Origin of the sequence: Candidatus Nitrospira nitrificans (assembly GCF_001458775.1) — a bacterium.
GTDB lineage: Bacteria > Nitrospirota > Nitrospiria > Nitrospirales > Nitrospiraceae > Nitrospira_D > Nitrospira_D nitrificans.
Map to the genome: position 1 here is coordinate 102,641 of NZ_CZPZ01000032.1, position 12,459 is coordinate 115,099.

The 12,459-nt window shown below is 56.6% G+C and carries 10 protein-coding genes, 1 tRNA gene and 1 other RNA gene; 11 read left to right on the plus strand and 1 reads right to left on the minus strand.

Annotation, left to right across the window (positions count from 1 at the left end; genetic code table 11):
* Window positions 1-6: 6 nt before the first annotated feature.
* The 4 genes from dnaG (at window position 7) to COMA2_RS15870 (ending at window position 4,702) form a co-directional block, all read left to right on the plus strand.
* Window positions 7-1,827: a DNA primase gene (gene dnaG, locus COMA2_RS15855; RefSeq protein WP_175304661.1), complete on the plus strand. Its 1,821-nt coding sequence runs from the start codon at window positions 7-9 to the stop codon at window positions 1,825-1,827.
* 2 nt (window positions 1,828-1,829) lie between these two features.
* Window positions 1,830-3,644 (plus strand): RNA polymerase sigma factor RpoD, encoded by a 1,815-nt coding sequence (rpoD, locus tag COMA2_RS15860; protein ID WP_090900501.1) that lies wholly within the window; start codon window positions 1,830-1,832, stop codon window positions 3,642-3,644.
* A gap of 152 nt (window positions 3,645-3,796) precedes the next feature.
* Window positions 3,797-3,873: transfer RNA gene (locus COMA2_RS15865), tRNA-Ile, on the plus strand.
* Window positions 3,874-3,928: 55 nt separating this feature from the next.
* Entirely contained in the window at window positions 3,929-4,702 is a 774-nt protein-coding gene (locus COMA2_RS15870; protein WP_090900504.1) for a zinc ribbon domain-containing protein, read from the plus strand.
* Here COMA2_RS15870 and rnhC read toward each other — a convergent pair.
* Window positions 4,699-5,361: a ribonuclease HIII gene (rnhC, locus tag COMA2_RS15875; protein WP_090900507.1), complete on the minus strand. Its 663-nt coding sequence runs from the start codon at window positions 5,359-5,361 to the stop codon at window positions 4,699-4,701. The genes COMA2_RS15870 and rnhC overlap by 4 nt on opposite strands.
* Before the next feature lie 229 nt (window positions 5,362-5,590).
* On the opposite strand from rnhC, the gene COMA2_RS15880 reads away from it, so the two are divergent.
* From COMA2_RS15880 to pssA, 7 genes are all read left to right on the plus strand, one after another.
* A complete protein-coding gene (locus tag COMA2_RS15880; RefSeq protein ID WP_245631061.1) occupies window positions 5,591-6,346 on the plus strand; it encodes a M48 family metallopeptidase in 756 nt (251 codons plus the stop codon).
* Window positions 6,347-6,434: 88 nt separating this feature from the next.
* An RNA gene (rnpB, locus tag COMA2_RS15885) (RNase P RNA component class A) lies at window positions 6,435-6,861 on the plus strand.
* A gap of 206 nt (window positions 6,862-7,067) precedes the next feature.
* On the plus strand, window positions 7,068-8,843 hold the full coding sequence (gene ilvB / locus COMA2_RS15890) for a biosynthetic-type acetolactate synthase large subunit (protein ID WP_090900511.1): 1,776 nt from the start codon (window positions 7,068-7,070) through the stop codon (window positions 8,841-8,843).
* A gap of 40 nt (window positions 8,844-8,883) precedes the next feature.
* Window positions 8,884-9,402, plus strand: a complete 519-nt coding sequence (gene ilvN / locus COMA2_RS15895; RefSeq protein WP_090900514.1) for an acetolactate synthase small subunit — start codon at window positions 8,884-8,886, stop codon at window positions 9,400-9,402.
* 58 nt (window positions 9,403-9,460) lie between these two features.
* Window positions 9,461-10,474 (plus strand): ketol-acid reductoisomerase, encoded by a 1,014-nt coding sequence (gene ilvC / locus COMA2_RS15900; protein WP_090900520.1) that lies wholly within the window; start codon window positions 9,461-9,463, stop codon window positions 10,472-10,474.
* Between the two features lie 9 nt (window positions 10,475-10,483).
* Window positions 10,484-11,134 (plus strand): phosphatidylserine decarboxylase family protein, encoded by a 651-nt coding sequence (locus COMA2_RS15905; protein WP_090900523.1) that lies wholly within the window; start codon window positions 10,484-10,486, stop codon window positions 11,132-11,134.
* Complete coding sequence (gene pssA, locus COMA2_RS15910) at window positions 11,131-11,937, plus strand: CDP-diacylglycerol--serine O-phosphatidyltransferase (RefSeq protein WP_090900526.1); 807 nt, start codon at window positions 11,131-11,133, stop codon at window positions 11,935-11,937. Before COMA2_RS15905 ends, pssA begins: the two co-directional genes overlap by 4 nt.
* Window positions 11,938-12,459: the final 522 nt, after the last annotated feature.

Genomic DNA, 12,459 nt, shown 5'->3' on the forward strand with positions numbered 1-12,459 from the left:
ACTCTGGTGGGCCGAAGCTTGATTTCCGACGATATCAAGAATCGAATAAGAGATCGGGCGGATATCGCGGATGTCGTCGGTCAGCACGTCTCGCTGAGGCGGGCAGGTCAGAACCTGGTGGGGTTGTGCCCATTTCATCAAGAAAAGAGCCCTTCTTTTTCCGTCAGTCCTTCCAAGCAAATGTTTTACTGCTTCGGCTGCAAGGCCGGGGGAGATGTCTTTGCCTTTCTGACCAAGATTACAGGGGCAACCTTTCCGGAAGTGCTGCGGGAGCTTGGAGACAAGGTGGGCATTGTGGTGGAGGAGTCGCCTATAGATCGAGCGCAACGCGGGCACGCCTATCGCATCGAAGAAATCAATCGGGCCTCCCTCACGTGGTTTCAATCTAATCTGCGCGATCCACAAATCGGCGCGACGGCTCGCGAGTATCTGGTCGGACGAGGCATACAAGAACCGACGGTGGAGTCGTTTCGAATCGGCGTCTCATCTCCGGATTGGGATGGGCTGTTTAAATTTCTTTCTCGAAAAGGGTTCTCCCACCGCGACATCATGGCAGCCGGGCTCATCAGCGCGAGAACCAACGGGAATGGCTACTACGATAAGTTTCATGCGCGGCTGATGTTCACGATCATGGATTTGCGCAAGCGCGTGGTCGGATTCGGCGGCCGCGTGCTGGGTGACGGCACGCCGAAGTATCTGAATTCCCCCGATACGCCTCTGTTTAAGAAAGGGCAGACGCTGTTTGCCTTCGATCAAGCCCGCGAAGCCATCGTCCGGATCAAGACCGTGATCGTCGTGGAAGGCTATTTCGACGCGATCGCGCTTCATCAGGCTGGGTTGACGCACACGGTGGCCACATTGGGTACAGCCTTGACGCCGGAACATATTCAAGTTCTCCGACGGTTTGCATCGAAGGTGGTGTTGCTGTTCGATCCGGATGCCGCCGGCGTTCGAGCGGCGTTGAGGGGATTGGACTTGTTTGTGAACAGTGGGTTGGGTGTCAAAGTGGTGACGCTCCCTGCGGGGGAAGATCCCGACACGTATATTCGAAAGGAAAGTCCTGACTCCTTTGCCCGATTGGAGGAGCAAGCCCCCAGTCTGCTGGACTTCGCGCTGGAAAACAGTCTCAAGGCGACGGAAATCAGCACGATCGAAGGACGGATCCGGAGCGTGGATGAGCTTCTGCGCATTCTGCAGAAGAGCGAGCATCCGATCGAGCGAGAGGAGCGACTCAAGCTCGTTGCGGAACGATTGGGAATCAATCAGTCACGGCTGATCGAACGGTATCCTGCGCTCGTGGCCCAGCAGAAGCAAGGTTCGGGAGCGCTTCGGCCGCCTCTTGCCGGGAAGTCGGATGACTCCCTCTTCAAGGGAATTCCCGAAGAGCGAGACCTTATGCTTCTCTTGTTGCAGGGGAAGCTGTCCCCGGCCGATGTCCGCCGACTCCGGCCTGAGCAGTTCTCGGTCGGAGCCTGTCGCAAGCTTGCGGAGCTGGCTCTGACTCATAGGGATCGCGATGGACGTGTTCAGGTCCAGGCGCTGCTCGATGCGTCGATGGACGACCCCGAGTGCGGGGCTCTGGCCGCGGAACTCTCGCTTCGTGACGATCATTTCGACGACGCGCCGGCGCACATCACGGCCTGTTTGGATTGTCTGGACCGAAAACGATCGGAGCAGGTCCTGAGAGAGCTGATCGCCAGGATGAAAACGGCTGAGCGCGAAGGCCAGATGGACGAAGCGCGCATGCTGAATATGCAGATCAACGAGGTACGGATGCGGAAAGCCGGCACGCCGACCGCCGGTGTGGTTTCATTGGTGAAGGAGTAGTCATGTCGAAACAAGAGTTGCTCGGTGAGGTGAAGAAGCTGATTACGATCGGGAAGGAAAAAGGCTTTCTGACGTACGACGAGCTCAACAGCACCTTGCCCGCTGAAGTCGTGTCATCGGATCAGTTTGGCAGCATCATGGCGATGTTCGGTGAAATGGATATCGAAATCATCGAGGCAAGCGATGGCGACCGGATTCAGAAACGGTCTGAAGGCGAAGTCGGCGAAGAGGTGGAAGAGGCCGAGTCGGATTCCGAGGAGGAAAACGAGAAGGCCATCGATCTGACGCCGGGCGCGCTCAGCCGCACCGACGATCCCGTGCGGCTCTACCTCAAGGAAATGGGGAGTGTGGCGCTCCTGAGCCGCGAAGGCGAGATCGAAATCGCCAAACGGATCGAAGAGGGGAAAAAAGATATCGCGTCGGTGATCTACGGCATGCCGATGACCATCGAATTCGTGTTGGCGCTCCGAGATCAGCTCAAGAACGCCAAGATCGACGTGCGTGAGATTGTGCCGATCCAGGAGACCGAAGAGGAGTTTGAGGAAGATCAGCCGCCGGTGGAACGGGATTATGAGGAGTTGCGGGTCAAGACCCTCGAGTCGCTCAATGCCGTGCGGAAAGTCTCGCTTGCGTTGAAGGCATTGGCCGAGAAAGGCAAGCATCTCGGCAGTGATCCGGTCAAGCAGAAGAAGTTCAAGAAGCAGTTCGATGCGATCCGCCAGCAAGTCGTCGATAAAATCGAATCGGTCAACCTCCATGGCGTGCTGAAAGACCGCATGGTGCAGCGTGTCCGAGATTTGGCCGTGCAGATTCGGGTCGCCGAACGGGAAGCGGTCAGCTGCCAACGGCGGATCGGCGTGGGCGGAGAGGCAGGCGCCGAGCTGTTGAGAAAGATGTGCCGGAGCCGTCCGGACTTCCTGGCGGTCAAGCGGAAGACCGGGGTGTCGGAAGAAGCGCTGGTGGAGATCCGGAAGGTCTACCAAAACGCCAAAGCGAAGATTCGCCAGTTGGAAACGGAAGAGGCGCTCGTTCCGGCTGAGGAGATCAAGGATGCCGTCAAGCATCTGGATCTTGCGGAAGAAAAGGTCAAGCGGGGGAAGGCTGAGCTGGTTGAGGCGAATTTGCGGCTGGTGGTCAGCATCGCGAAGAAATACACGAATCGCGGTCTGCAGTTCCTCGACCTGATTCAGGAAGGCAACATCGGACTGATGAAGGCGGTGGACAAATTCGAGTATAAGCGCGGGTATAAGTTCAGCACCTATGCGACCTGGTGGATCAGGCAGGCGATCACCCGAGCGATTGCCGATCAAGCCCGAACGATCCGGATCCCGGTTCACATGATCGAAACGATCAACAAGCTCATTCGAACCTCCCGGCACCTTGTGCAGAAGCTGGGTCGTGAGCCGCTTCCGGAAGAGATTGCCGAGCGCATGGACCTTCCGTTGGACAAGGTTCGGAAGATTCTGAAGATCGCCCGCGAGCCCATCTCGCTCGAAACACCGATCGGTGAAGAGGAAGACAGCCATCTGGGGGATTTCATCGAAGACAAGAAGGCCGTGTCTCCGTTGGAAGCCGCCATTCGCTATGATTTGCAGCGCCAGATCAACAGCGCCTTGGAGACCTTGACGCCTCGCGAGGAGAAGGTGCTGCGCAAGCGGTTCGGTATCGGAGAGGCGACGGACCATACGCTGGAGGAAGTCGGGCAGGACTTCGAAGTGACGCGCGAGCGCATCCGGCAGATCGAAGCCAAGGCCTTGAGGAAATTACGACATCCGAGCCGCAGTAAAAAGCTGAGGAGTTTTGTCGAGAGCATCTAGGCCTGAGACGGCATGAATTGACTCTCCTCGGAGCAGCGGCCTAGAATTGCGATTCGGGTCGGGACCCCTGTTGAGGCTGAAACCGACGAAGCCGTTAAGGATGGATGATTCACTCAACGAGACATCAGCCTGAGTTCGAAGCGTTCCGAGTCGGGCCCATAGCTCAGGTGGTTAGAGCGGCTGACTCATAATCAGCTGGTCCTAGGTTCAAGTCCTAGTGGGCCCACCAGTCCGAACCGGTGTCTGACCCATGTCGGTGCATCAGCATTGATGGAAAGGATACGTTGAACCCAAAGCTTTCCCCGCTCATCGACTTGCAAAAACTCGATCTCCGGATCATGGAGATCACCGAGATTCGCCGAAAAATTCCCGAACGTCTTCACAATGCGGAAGCTCCTCTTCGAGAGGCAGCCCAGCTTCTGAATGACACGAAAGCCATCGGCGATGCCGCCGTCAAGGAACGGCGTGCTTACGAAAAGGATCTCGAAGCTCATGAAGCGCACACCGAGAAGATGAAATTGCACGCGGCGAATCTGAAGACCAACAAAGAGTATCAGGCGCATTTGTTCGAAATCGAGTTGGCGAACAAGAAGCGGGGAGACTTTGAAGAGAAGATTCTCTTGGCAATGGACAAGGCCGATCAACTTCAGAAGACCGTCAAAGAGCTTCAGGAGAAAAAGACCGCGCTTGAGAAAGCGTTTACCGGGGAGAAGCAGGGACTGGACGCGCAGGATAAGGAGTTGGCGGCGGAACTGGCTCAACTCGAACTCCGCCATCGAGAGGCCTCAGCGCGGGTTGAGAAAGTTTTGCTTGATCGGTACAACCAGGTCAAAGCGTCGCGGAAAGATCAGCCGCTTGCAGCCGTGCGTGACGGCATCTGTCTCGGCTGCCGTCTACAGATCCCACCGCAGCTCATTGCGCAAGTCAAACGCTCCGACGATCTTCACGTCTGCCCCTATTGCCGACGGATTCTCTACTGGGAAGGAGAGCCGGTCGCGGAAACGCCGTCTTCGCCGGGCAGTAAGACGTCCGAACTCGAAGTAGGGGAATCGGTTTAGACGAGTCCCGCCAGCACGGCCTTCGTAGTTTTGAAGTGCAGTTTCGCCACCGACCCCAGCCGATCCTGCCCGTGTTTCTTAATGATCATCTTCGCGGCGAGTTCGACGGCTGGAGAGGCGCCTTTGGGGAGAGTGGTGCCGACTTCGCCGGAGAGGCGCTTGAGGCGAAGGAGAAATTCAGCCCGTGCCAAGATCGATGCCGCGGCGACGGCTACGTCCGATTCGGCTTTCGTTCGTTGTTCCAATACGATCTTTCGTCCTTTTTCCTGCAGCACACTGAGAATCAACCGCTCGTTTCCAAATTGATCGGAGATGGCTCGCTCGCAATGCACTTGTGCGAGCAGGGTTTCCAGCGCCTTGGCATGGCCCCAGGCGAGCAAGCGGTTCAGATTTTTGATCTTGGCGTAGAGTTCGTTGTACTTTTGTGGCCCGATCGCGATGACGCTGTGTGGGCAAATGGTCTTGATGTCGGGGGCCATCTCAAGAATCCGCCCATCCGAAATGTTCTTGCTGTCCCGGACCTGCATGAGCCTGAGTTCCCCTTGGGTCGTGCTGTCGACAAAGACGGCGGCGATGACGAGGGGGCCGAAGTAATCACCCTTCCCGGATTCGTCGATGCCGATGCGTTCAATCGTGTCGCCGTGGTGTGACGCTGTCATGGGGCTCGCGCTTCCTCTGGAAATCCCTCCTAGGGCGCGGTAATCTACCAATGGATCGCATGATGGTCAATCGAGCATCGTGGATCTATTGCGGACTCGCTTGGCTGGAGGATCGAAAATGGATGCGCCACGACACCTGAGGGCAGTGACGATCTGCTGTCTCCTCCTAGGGGGGATCGGCCTAGTGGGATGCGAGACCAATCCTTATACCGGCCGGAAGCAGTTACTTATGACGTCGGTGCGTCAAGAAGTGCAAATGGGAGCTCAGGCGTACGATCAGGTCAAGAGCGACCCCAAGATGAGACCGTCACAAGATCCTCGTGAGATCGAACCGGTGACGCGGGTTGCGGCTCGGATCGTCGAAGCCGCAAAACGGTCGAAGTATGCGGAGATGGCCCGGCAGTTTCAGTGGGAAGTGACGGTCATTAAAGATGACAACACCGCGAACGCGTTTGCGCTGCCTGGCGGAAAGATGGCGGTCTACACCGGGATCTTTCCCATGGCTAAGACGGAAGCGGGGTTGGCGGCGGTGATGGGGCATGAAGTGGTGCATGCCTTGGCCCGCCATGGCGCCGAGCGCATGAGTCAGGGGCAACTGACGAACACGGTGTTGCAGGTGGCGGGCGCGGCGATCGGGCTCAGCGGCGGCAATCCCGTGCTTGGCCAGGCGACGATGGCGGCGCTTGGCGCAGGGGCGCAGGTCGGTGTGTTGCTGCCCTTCAGCCGCAAACATGAATCTGAGGCCGATTATGTGGGGATCCTCCTCGCGGCCGATGCCGGGTATGATCCGCGTGAATCGGTTGCGCTCTGGGAACGAATGGGGCAAGCATCGGGCGGCGGGGGGCAATCTGAATTCCTATCCACCCATCCCAGCCACGGTACCCGAATCGAACAGCTGAAGGAGTGGATGCCGGAGGCCATGGCCATCTACCAGAAACGAGCTCCTATGCCGGCCGCACCGCTCCCGGAAATAGGCGGCAGATAAAGGCCTACGTCGTCGGTGGCTGGTTGTAAGAGGGATTGCTGGATGCTTGTCCCGGACCCGCATCATTCTTTATACTGACTTTGCGTGGGTGGAAGATTGGATGGTCGCTCGGTGGGTTTCCATCGAGAGGAAAGTCCGGACTCCATGGGCAGGGCGCTGGGTAACTCCCAGGCGGAGCAATCCGACACCAGCACCACAGAAATCAAACCGCCGATGGCCAAAGCGACGAGATCCCATCTGGTCGTTGCGGCTCAGGTAAGGGTGAAACGGTGGGGTAAGAGCCCACCGCGGTGGTGGTGACATCACCGGCATGGTAAGCGTCGCCCGGTGCAAGGCCAAATAGGAAGACATATGCAGCGCTCCTCACGGACGGTTGCATGCCGATCGGCCCGGTCGAGGTCTTCGGGTAGGTCGCTTGAGGTTCGAGGTAACTCGAGTCCCAGAGAAATGATCATCCAGGCAAAGAGGGCAACTTCTTTGCGGGACAGAATCCGGCTTATAGGTCTTCCGCTCACGCTTCTTCTGAAACGCCTTGGCCGGCACTCTCGGTGATTCACGTGGCGCTGTATTGACGGGTCTTGATGGGGATGCTAGGATCTCAAATCTTTCCCCTTGATTTCAAAGATATTTCTGCATGATGATGCGTCCTCCGCCGGACGTGTCCTTTTACTATCTGACTGTTCAGGGCAGATCGTATCATGCAATCGGAGGGAGGGTTGGTATGAAACTCACCGGTGCTGAAATCTTCATCGAATGCTTGAAGCGTGAAGGCGTGAAGACCGTCTTCGCGCTTCCTGGCGGAGTCGTCTTGAAGATTTTCGATACACTCCATCAGCAGAAGGATGTTGAAGTGATTTTGACGCGCCATGAACAGGGCGCGGGCCATATGGCCGAAGGATATGCGAAGGCGACTGGAAAGGCCGGCGTGTGTCTGGTCACCTCGGGCCCTGGCATGACCAACGTCATCACGGCGTTAGCCGATGCCTATATGGATTCTGTTCCTGTGGTCTGTTTCAGCGGCCAAGTCCCGACTAATTTGATCGGAAACGATGCCTTTCAGGAAGCCGACAACATCGGATTGAGCCGACCCTGCACGAAGTACAATTTTCTCGTCAAGGACGTGAACGACTTGGCGGCGACAATCAAAGAGGCATTTTATATTGCGACGACCGGCCGCCCTGGTCCGGTCTTGGTGGATATCCCGAAAGATGTCTCGATGGCCAAAGCGGAATTCACCTATCCAAATTCGGTTTCGATTCGAGGGTATAACCCGACCTACGACGGAAATAAATGGCAGATCAAACAGGCAGCCGAAGCGATCATGAAGGCCAAGAAGCCGATTCTGTATGTCGGCGGTGGGGTGATTTTTTCTGGTGCTTCACAGGAGCTGCTTGAACTGGCCGAGATGACACAGATTCCGGTGGACATGACGTTGATGGGGCTTGGCGCGTTTCCAGGCGAGCATCCGTTATCGCTCGGGATGCTCGGGATGCACGGGACCTACCAGGCGAACATGGCCATGCATTACTCCGATCTGGTGATCGCCGTCGGCGCACGGTTTGATGATCGGGTGACGGGCAAGGTGTCGGAGTTCTGTCCCCATGCGAAAGTGATTCATGTCGATATCGATCCGACCTCTATTCGGAAAAACATCCATGTCGATATTCCGATCGTGGGTGACTGTAGGACCGTGCTCCGTGAGTTGAATCAGATCTTGCGCGCGACGGTCAACGGGGAACAGAAAGATCTGCGGAAGCCCTGGTGGGATCAAATTCAGGAATGGCAGCAGGCCCATCCCTTGGCGTATCGCCAAGAGAAGGACGGGCCGATCAAGCCGCAGGAGGTGGTCAAGCGGCTGTATGAGCTGACCAAGGACCGGGATCCGATCGTCTCGACGGATGTCGGACAACATCAAATGTGGGCCGCGCAGTATTTCAAGCTGGCAAAGCCAAACCGATGGTTGACATCGGGCGGGCTTGGCACGATGGGGTTCGGATTCCCTGCCGCAATGGGGGCGCAAGCCGCGTTCCGGAACCGACTGGTCCTGTGTATTGCGGGAGACGGCAGCATTCAGATGAATATGCAGGAAATGGCCACGGCGGTCGTGAGTAAGTTGCCGGTGAAGATCATTATCTTGAACAATGGATTTCACGGCATGGTCCGCCAATGGCAGGATCTGTTCTACGAAGGACGCTACGCGTCGAGCTATCTGGACACCACTCCAGATTTCGTCAAACTCGCGGATGCCTACGGAGCGGTGGGGTTGCGGGTCAAGAAGGTCGGAGACCTCGATGCGGTCCTGAAAGAAGCCTTGGCGACGGATAAACCCGTCATCGTGGATGTGCCGACCTATCCCTATGAGAATTGTTATCCGATGATCCCGGCCGGCGGCTGCAACCACGAAATGCTCCTGGAAGATCCACCGGAGTTGAAAAAGAAACAAGTCGGTGCGGAAAAGGTGACGCCGGAGGATAAGGATACGGTTCTCACGGCATAGGGGAAACCGTCGGCGAACGGCTCTCAGTTGAAAGCGTTGTATGGAACACATTATTTCAGTGACGGTCGAAAATAAGTTTGGAGTCCTCTCGCGGGTCGCTGGGCTATTCAGCGGTCGCGGATTCAATATCGAGAGCCTGTCGGTCGCACCGACGCTGGATCCGTCCATGTCTCAGATGACGATTGTGACCTCGGGGGATGAGCGGATCATCGAGCAGATCGTCAAGCAGTTGAACAAACTCATCGATGTCATCAAAGTCGTGGATTTGAACGAAACGGAGTTCGTTTCACGAGAGACGGCGATCATCAAGGTGCACACGAAGGATGCGGATCGAGCTGAGGCGCTCAGAATCGTGGATATCTTTCGGGCGAACGTGATCGATTCGACCCCGAGCACCTATACCATCGAAGTATCCGGAGACCCCAAGAAGATTGAGGCGATCATCAATTTGTTGCAGCCCCTTGGGATCAAGGATTTGGTCCGTACCGGCCGGGTGGCCGTCGCGCGAGAGCCGGTCCGTCCCGTTGCTGTCCAAGCGAAGAAGGTCGCCCGAGACTAACGTCCCGCTGCACGCCACGTTTTGCTTTATACTGATAAGATAAGGGAAAGGGTTGGTCATGAAAATTTACTACGATAAGGATGCCGATATTCAGCAGATTCGAAACAAGACCGTGGCTGTGATCGGCTATGGAAGCCAGGGGCATGCGCACGCGCTCAACATGAAGGAGAGCGGGGTGAGTGTCGTCATTGGATTGCGTGAGGGCGCCTCATGGAAAAAAGCCGAGCAGAGCGGACTCAAGGTCATGCCGGTCGCCGATGCTGTGAAGGCTTCCGACGTTGTGATGATTCTTGCGCCGGATGAAGCGCAAGCCGCCATCTATCGGCAAGACGTGGCGCCCAATCTTAAAGCCGGATCCTATTTGGCGTTCGGACATGGTTTCAATATTCACTTCGGTCAAATCGCGCCTCCGGCTTCTATCAATGTCTTCATGGTCGCTCCGAAAGGGCCGGGACATCTCGTTCGTTCCGAATATACGAAGGGCAGCGGGGTACCTTGTCTACTGGCGATTCATCAGGATCCCAGCGGCACCACGAAGCAGGTCGGATTGGCTTATGCGAGCGCGATCGGCGGTGGACGAGCCGGTGTCATCGAGACGAATTTTCGCGAGGAAACCGAGACTGATCTCTTCGGCGAACAAGCCGTGCTCTGCGGTGGGCTGACGTCGCTGATCCAGGCCGGGTACGAGACGCTGGTCGAAGCCGGGTACTCGCCGGAGATGGCCTACTTCGAATGTTTGCACGAGGTGAAGCTCATCGTCGATCTGATCTATCAGGGCGGGATCGCCAACATGCGCTACTCGATCAGCACGACGGCGAAATACGGTGATGTGACCAGAGGTCCGCGCGTGGTGACTGAACAGACGAAGCAGGAAATGAAGAAGATCCTTGAGGAGATCCAGACCGGACGGTTCGCCAAAGAGTGGGTCTTGGAGAATCAAGCCAATCGACCGGTCTACAATGCGCTCCTGGCGAAGGGCGAGGCCCATCCTATCGAAGCCGTCGGAGCCAAGCTGCGTGGGATGATGCCGTGGCTCAAGAAGGATCAGCTCGTCGACAAAACAAAAAACTGAGGCGATGCCGTGGCAGATCAAGCGGTCGGTGTTCCCGTTGCCAAAGAAGGAATTCCCTTCATTGTGGTTCCTGCCGGCGTTACACTGGTGACGGCATGGCTGGGGTGGCCGGTCGTCGCATGTATCGGCGCCGTCGCGACCGTGTTTTCCGCTTGGTTTTTTCGGAATCCGGCCAGGGTTATCCCACAAGGTCCGAATCTGATCGTTGCGCCCGGCGACGGAAAGGTGATCGCGATCGAAGAAGAGTTCGAGCCGCGATATCTGAAAGAACGCGCCATCCGGCTCACGATCTTCTTGAATGTGTTCGATGTGCACATCAATCGGATGCCCTGTGACGGCGTCGTCGAAGGTATCCAGTATCAGCCGGGGTTGTTTTTAGTTGCGAGTAAACCGGAAGCGACGCTGAGGAATGAGCAGAACGCCGTCATGATCAAGACGCACGAGGGCATTAAGGTACTCTGTGTGCAAGTCGCGGGACTGATCGCTCGGCGGATCGTTTGTTGGATTTCCGAGCGGGAACGGGCGATACGCGGTGAGCGGTTCGGCTTGATTCGGTTCGGATCGCGCATGGACACGTTTCTGCCGATCGGCACGCAGATTCGAGTGGCGGTTGGTGAGCGCGTGAAAGGCGGCGCAACCATTATTGGAGAGTTGCCATGAAAACGGCAGGTTTCAAGAATTCTTTTGGGAAAGATGGGAAACGGCGAAAAGCCGCCATGCATCTCATTCCAAACCTCTTTACCACCGGCAACCTGTTTTGCGGCGTGTTTGCGATCTTATCCGTCTTCAACGGCAACTACCTGGAAGCGGCCATCGCGGTTTTTGTCGCCATGATTTTTGACGTATTGGACGGCAAGTCGGCGAGATTGACCAACAGCACGAGTCAGTTCGGGCTGGAGTATGATTCACTGTCCGACGTGGTGTCATTCGGTGTCGCACCGGGTTTGTTGATCTACTCATGGGCCTTGAGTGGGCAGGGTACGTTTGGCGTGGCCGTGATGTTTGCCTATGTGGCCATGGGTGCGGTGCGGCTGGCGCGGTTTAATTCTACCGTTGCGCTGGCAGATGGGAAATACTTTACCGGTCTGGCTATTCCAGCCGCTGCAGGCGTGGTGGCGTCCCTCGTGGTTTTTGATCATTATCTTCTCAAGATGGGAGGAGACGTCAGGTCCATCGTGGTCTTGTTGATGACGTTGGCGCTATCGTTTTTGATGGTCAGCACGATTAAGTATCGCAGCTTTAAAGACCTGAAATTCAAGGGGCACCGGCAGATCACGTACCTGGTCTGGGGCATTTTGACGCTGATGATGGTGGCGGCCTGGCCGGCGGTCATGTTATTCGTCATCTTTGCCGGCTATGCATTGATGGGGCCGGTCGAAAAAGTCGTTTCGATGGTCGTCCCGGCAGCCGGGAAAAAAAGCATCGGCAAAGCCGAGCCTTCGCCGATCGAATCGAACTCATAACGGTGAGCGACAGTGGAAGGAACTGAAAAGGTTTGAACGGCTAAGACGAGGAGTAGTACGCGAGTCGTTTAGAAAGCAGAATGTTCAAAGCGGCTATCCAGCAGGGCCGCAGCGAGTGAAAAGGCGAGGCGTACGGTTTTGATGTACGTTGAGCCTTTGAACGGTGCGAGAACGAAGCTGGATCCGGTGTCAACATTCTGCAGAGAGAGCTGGTGGATGGTGCAAACCAGCCTAAGCGTCGCCGAACTCGCCTCCGAGCCGAATCTCTGAACATGAAGTAAGAGATTCCGCCTTGCCTCCGTAAGAGGCAGAATGAAGGGTCTGACGACCTGTCGGTCCTCAGGCTGAATCAGGGTGGTACCACGGAGTGCGTGAAGCCTTCGTCCCTGGGTCTTATGGGGGATGAAGGCTTTTCTATTTTTAGATCGCTGAAAATGCCTTCCAGCGGTGTTCTCGGTCGCGTGCCTCCCTGCGACGTACCTTGGAGGTACGCCTCTGTCGTCCCGCTCCCTGCGGCCTTGC